Consider the following 5,294-nt stretch of genomic DNA (forward strand, 5'->3'; position numbering starts at 1 on the left):
TTTCCCTCACGCTATGACCACCGAAACACTATGAAACACTCAACCGCACCACACCCGTGACCAATAGGGATGTGGGGTTGTTCGTGGTTTCAGAACCAACACAGTGGACGCGAGCAACTGAGGACAAGCCCTCGGCCTATTAGTACCAGTCACCTCCACCCGTTACCGGGCTTCCAGATCTGGCCTATCAACCCAGTCGTCTACTGGGAGCCTTACCCTCTCAAGGAGGTGGGAACACTCATCTCGAAGCAGGCTTCCCGCTTAGATGCTTTCAGCGGTTATCCCTCCCGAACGTAGCCAACCAGCCATGCCCTTGGCAGGACAACTGGCACACCAGAGGTTCGTCCGTCCCGGTCCTCTCGTACTAGGGACAGCCCTTCTCAATGTTCCTGCGCGCGCAGCGGATAGGGACCGAACTGTCTCACGACGTTCTAAACCCAGCTCGCGTACCGCTTTAATGGGCGAACAGCCCAACCCTTGGGACCGACTCCAGCCCCAGGATGCGACGAGCCGACATCGAGGTGCCAAACCATCCCGTCGATATGGACTCTTGGGGAAGATCAGCCTGTTATCCCCGGGGTACCTTTTATCCGTTGAGCGACGGCGCTTCCACAAGCCACCGCCGGATCACTAGTCCCGACTTTCGTCCCTGCTCGACCCGTCGGTCTCACAGTCAAGCTCCCTTGTGCACTTACACTCAACACCTGATTGCCAACCAGGCTGAGGGAACCTTTGGGCGCCTCCGTTACTCTTTAGGAGGCAACCGCCCCAGTTAAACTACCCATCAGACACTGTCCCTGATCCGGATCACGGACCCAGGTTAGACATCCAGCACGACCAGACTGGTATTTCAACGACGACTCCACAAACACTGGCGTGCCCGCTTCAAAGTCTCCCAGCTATCCTACACAAGCCGAACCGAACACCAATATCAAACTATAGTAAAGGTCCCGGGGTCTTTCCGTCCTGCTGCGCGAAACGAGCATCTTTACTCGTAGTGCAATTTCACCGGGCCTATGGTTGAGACAGTCGAGAAGTCGTTACGCCATTCGTGCAGGTCGGAACTTACCCGACAAGGAATTTCGCTACCTTAGGATGGTTATAGTTACCACCGCCGTTTACTGGCGCTTAAGTTCTCAGCTTCGCCACCCCGAAGAGTGACTAACCGGTCCCCTTAACGTTCCAGCACCGGGCAGGCGTCAGTCCGTATACATCGCCTTACGGCTTCGCACGGACCTGTGTTTTTAGTAAACAGTCGCTTCTCGCTGGTCTCTGCGGCCACCCCCAGCTCAAGGAGTAAATCCTCTCACCAGTGATGGCCCCCCTTCTCCCGAAGTTACGGGGGCATTTTGCCGAGTTCCTTAACCATAGTTCACCCGAACGCCTCGGTATTCTCTACCTGACCACCTGAGTCGGTTTAGGGTACGGGCCGCCATGAAACTCGCTAGAGGCTTTTCTCGACAGCATAGGATCATCCACTTCACCACAATCGGCTCGGCATCAGGTCTCAGCCTTGTGTGCGACGGATTTGCCTATCGCACGGCCTACACCCTTACCCCGGGACAACCACCGCCCGGGATGGACTACCTTCCTGCGTCACCCCATCACTCACCTACTGCAGGTCTGGTCCGTCGGCTCCACCACTCCCCCTTGCCCGAAGGCTCCGGGGCGGCTTCACGGACTTAGCATCGCCTGGTTCAATGTTTGACGCTTCACAGCGGGTACCGGAATATCAACCGGTTATCCATCGACTACGCCTGTCGGCCTCGCCTTAGGTCCCGACTTACCCTGGGCAGATCAGCTTGACCCAGGAACCCTTAGTCAATCGGCGCACACGTTTCCCACGTGTGTATCGCTACTCATGCCTGCATTCTCACTCGTGAACCGTCCACCACTAGCTTCCGCTGCAGCTTCACCCGGCACACGACGCTCCCCTACCCATCCACACAGGCGTTGGCCCTATTGTGTGAATGACACGACTTCGGCGGTACGCTTGAGCCCCGCTACATTGTCGGCGCGGAATCACTAGACCAGTGAGCTATTACGCACTCTTTCAAGGGTGGCTGCTTCTAAGCCAACCTCCTGGTTGTCTGTGCGACTCCACATCCTTTCCCACTTAGCGTACGCTTAGGGGCCTTAGTCGATGCTCTGGGCTGTTTCCCTCTCGACCATGGAGCTTATCCCCCACAGTCTCACTGCCGTGCTCTCACTTACCGGCATTCGGAGTTTGGCTAAGGTCAGTAACCCGGTAGGGCCCATCGCCTATCCAGTGCTCTACCTCCGGCAAGAAACACACGACGCTGCACCTAAATGCATTTCGGGGAGAACCAGCTATCACGGAGTTTGATTGGCCTTTCACCCCTAACCACAGGTCATCCCCCAGGTTTTCAACCCTGGTGGGTTCGGTCCTCCACGAAGTCTTACCTCCGCTTCAACCTGCCCATGGCTAGATCACTCCGCTTCGGGTCTTGAGCGCGCTACTAAACCGCCCTATTCGGACTCGCTTTCGCTACGGCTTCCCCACACGGGTTAACCTCGCAACACACCGCAAACTCGCAGGCTCATTCTTCAAAAGGCACGCAGTCACGACGCACCAAGTAAACTTGGCGCGCGACGCTCCCACGGCTTGTAGGCACACGGTTTCAGGTACTATTTCACTCCGCTCCCGCGGTACTTTTCACCATTCCCTCACGGTACTATCCGCTATCGGTCACCAGGGAATATTTAGGCTTAACGGGTGGTCCCGCCAGATTCACACGGGATTTCTCGGGCCCCGTGCTACTTGGGTGTCTCTCAAACGAGCCGTTGATGTTTCGACTACGGGGGTCTTACCCTCTACGCCGGACCTTTCGCATGTCCTTCGCCTACACCAACGGTTTCTGACTCGTCTCACGGCCGGCAGACCATGAAAGAGAGATCCCACAACCCCGCATACGCAACCCCTGCCGGGTCTCACACGCATACGGTTTGGCCTCATCCGGTTTCGCTCGCCACTACTCCCGGAATCACGGTTGTTTTCTCTTCCTGCGGGTACTGAGATGTTTCACTTCCCCGCGTTCCCTCCACACACCCTATGTGTTCAGATGTGGGTGACAGCCCATGACGACTGCCGGGTTTCCCCATTCGGAAACCCCCGGATCAAAGCCTGGTTGACGACTCCCCGGGGACTATCGTGGCCTCCCACGTCCTTCATCGGTTCCTGGTGCCAAGGCATCCACCGTGCGCCCTTAAAAACTTGGCCACAGATGCTCGCGTCCACTGTGCAGTTCTCAAACAACGACCAACCACCCGTCACAACCCGCAAGCGCAGGTTTTTACCGGGGCCGGCACTGAAGGCGACCAACAATCGGCCGAACCCTCAGACACCCAACAGCGTGCCCGACCGTATCCCGCCCGGAGATCATGCTTTCCACACTCTCTTACGAGAGCAGTACTTGCAGCCTCCGGCCCGTGAACCGGCCGAATAATCAACGTTCCACCCATGAGCAACCACCGTCGGACATTTGCCGACGTAATGGCCCTGGACCACCAGACAATGCCTGGCGGCCTAGATGCTCCTTAGAAAGGAGGTGATCCAGCCGCACCTTCCGGTACGGCTACCTTGTTACGACTTCGTCCCAATCGCCAGTCCCACCTTCGACAGCTCCCTCCCTTACGGGTTGGGCCACCGGCTTCGGGTGTTACCGACTTTCGTGACGTGACGGGCGGTGTGTACAAGGCCCGGGAACGTATTCACCGCAGCAATGCTGATCTGCGATTACTAGCAACTCCGACTTCATGGGGTCGAGTTGCAGACCCCAATCCGAACTGAGACCGGCTTTTTGAGATTCGCTCCGCCTCACGGCATCGCAGCTCATTGTACCGGCCATTGTAGCACGTGTGCAGCCCAAGACATAAGGGGCATGATGACTTGACGTCGTCCCCACCTTCCTCCGAGTTGACCCCGGCAGTCTCCTGTGAGTCCCCATCACCCCGAAGGGCATGCTGGCAACACAGAACAAGGGTTGCGCTCGTTGCGGGACTTAACCCAACATCTCACGACACGAGCTGACGACAGCCATGCACCACCTGTACACCGACCACAAGGGGGACCCTGTCTCCAGGGTTTTCCGGTGTATGTCAAGCCTTGGTAAGGTTCTTCGCGTTGCGTCGAATTAAGCCACATGCTCCGCTGCTTGTGCGGGCCCCCGTCAATTCCTTTGAGTTTTAGCCTTGCGGCCGTACTCCCCAGGCGGGGAACTTAATGCGTTAGCTGCGGCACCGACGACGTGGAATGTCGCCAACACCTAGTTCCCACCGTTTACGGCGTGGACTACCAGGGTATCTAATCCTGTTCGCTCCCCACGCTTTCGCTCCTCAGCGTCAGTAATGGCCCAGAGATCCGCCTTCGCCACCGGTGTTCCTCCTGATATCTGCGCATTTCACCGCTACACCAGGAATTCCGATCTCCCCTACCACACTCTAGTCTGCCCGTATCGAATGCAGACCCGGGGTTAAGCCCCGGGCTTTCACATCCGACGCGACAGACCGCCTACGAGCTCTTTACGCCCAATAATTCCGGACAACGCTTGCGCCCTACGTATTACCGCGGCTGCTGGCACGTAGTTAGCCGGCGCTTCTTCTGCAGGTACCGTCACTTGCGCTTCTTCCCTGCTGAAAGAGGTTTACAACCCGAAGGCCGTCATCCCTCACGCGGCGTCGCTGCATCAGGCTTTCGCCCATTGTGCAATATTCCCCACTGCTGCCTCCCGTAGGAGTCTGGGCCGTGTCTCAGTCCCAGTGTGGCCGGTCGCCCTCTCAGGCCGGCTACCCGTCGTCGCCTTGGTGAGCCACTACCTCACCAACAAGCTGATAGGCCGCGGGCTCATCCTTCACCGCCGGAGCTTTTAACCCCCACCCATGCGGGCAGAAGTGTTATCCGGTATTAGACCCCGTTTCCAGGGCTTGTCCCAGAGTGAAGGGCAGATTGCCCACGTGTTACTCACCCGTTCGCCACTAATCCACCCCGAAGGGCTTCATCGTTCGACTTGCATGTGTTAAGCACGCCGCCAGCGTTCGTCCTGAGCCAGGATCAAACTCTCCGTGAATGTCAACCCGTAATCGGGTCACACACATGAGAGCGGAACAGTCAGGCGGAATAAGCCCGACCGTTCACAGCGTCCTCGCTGTGTTTACTGCATCAAAGGAACCTCGAACTCACAGATAATTCCGCGAGTCGGGGTATCAACAAATCTGGCGTTGATTTTTGGCACGCTGTTGAGTTCTCAAGGAACGGACGCTTCCTTTGTACTCAC

Annotated in this window: 2 rRNA genes; both read right to left on the reverse strand. The window is 57.3% G+C overall.

What is annotated here, in order from left to right:
- Window positions 1-119: 119 nt before the first annotated feature.
- Window positions 120-3,241, reverse strand: a 23S ribosomal RNA gene (locus AOK08_RS19150).
- 321 nt (window positions 3,242-3,562) lie between these two features.
- Window positions 3,563-5,087 (reverse strand): 16S ribosomal RNA (locus AOK08_RS19155).
- Together the 16S and 23S rRNA genes form the textbook arrangement of a ribosomal RNA operon.
- Window positions 5,088-5,294: the final 207 nt, after the last annotated feature.

The sequence above is a fragment of the Streptomyces graminilatus genome (genome assembly GCF_001418565.1).
Taxonomy (GTDB): Bacteria; Actinomycetota; Actinomycetes; order Streptomycetales; family Streptomycetaceae; genus Streptomyces; species Streptomyces graminilatus.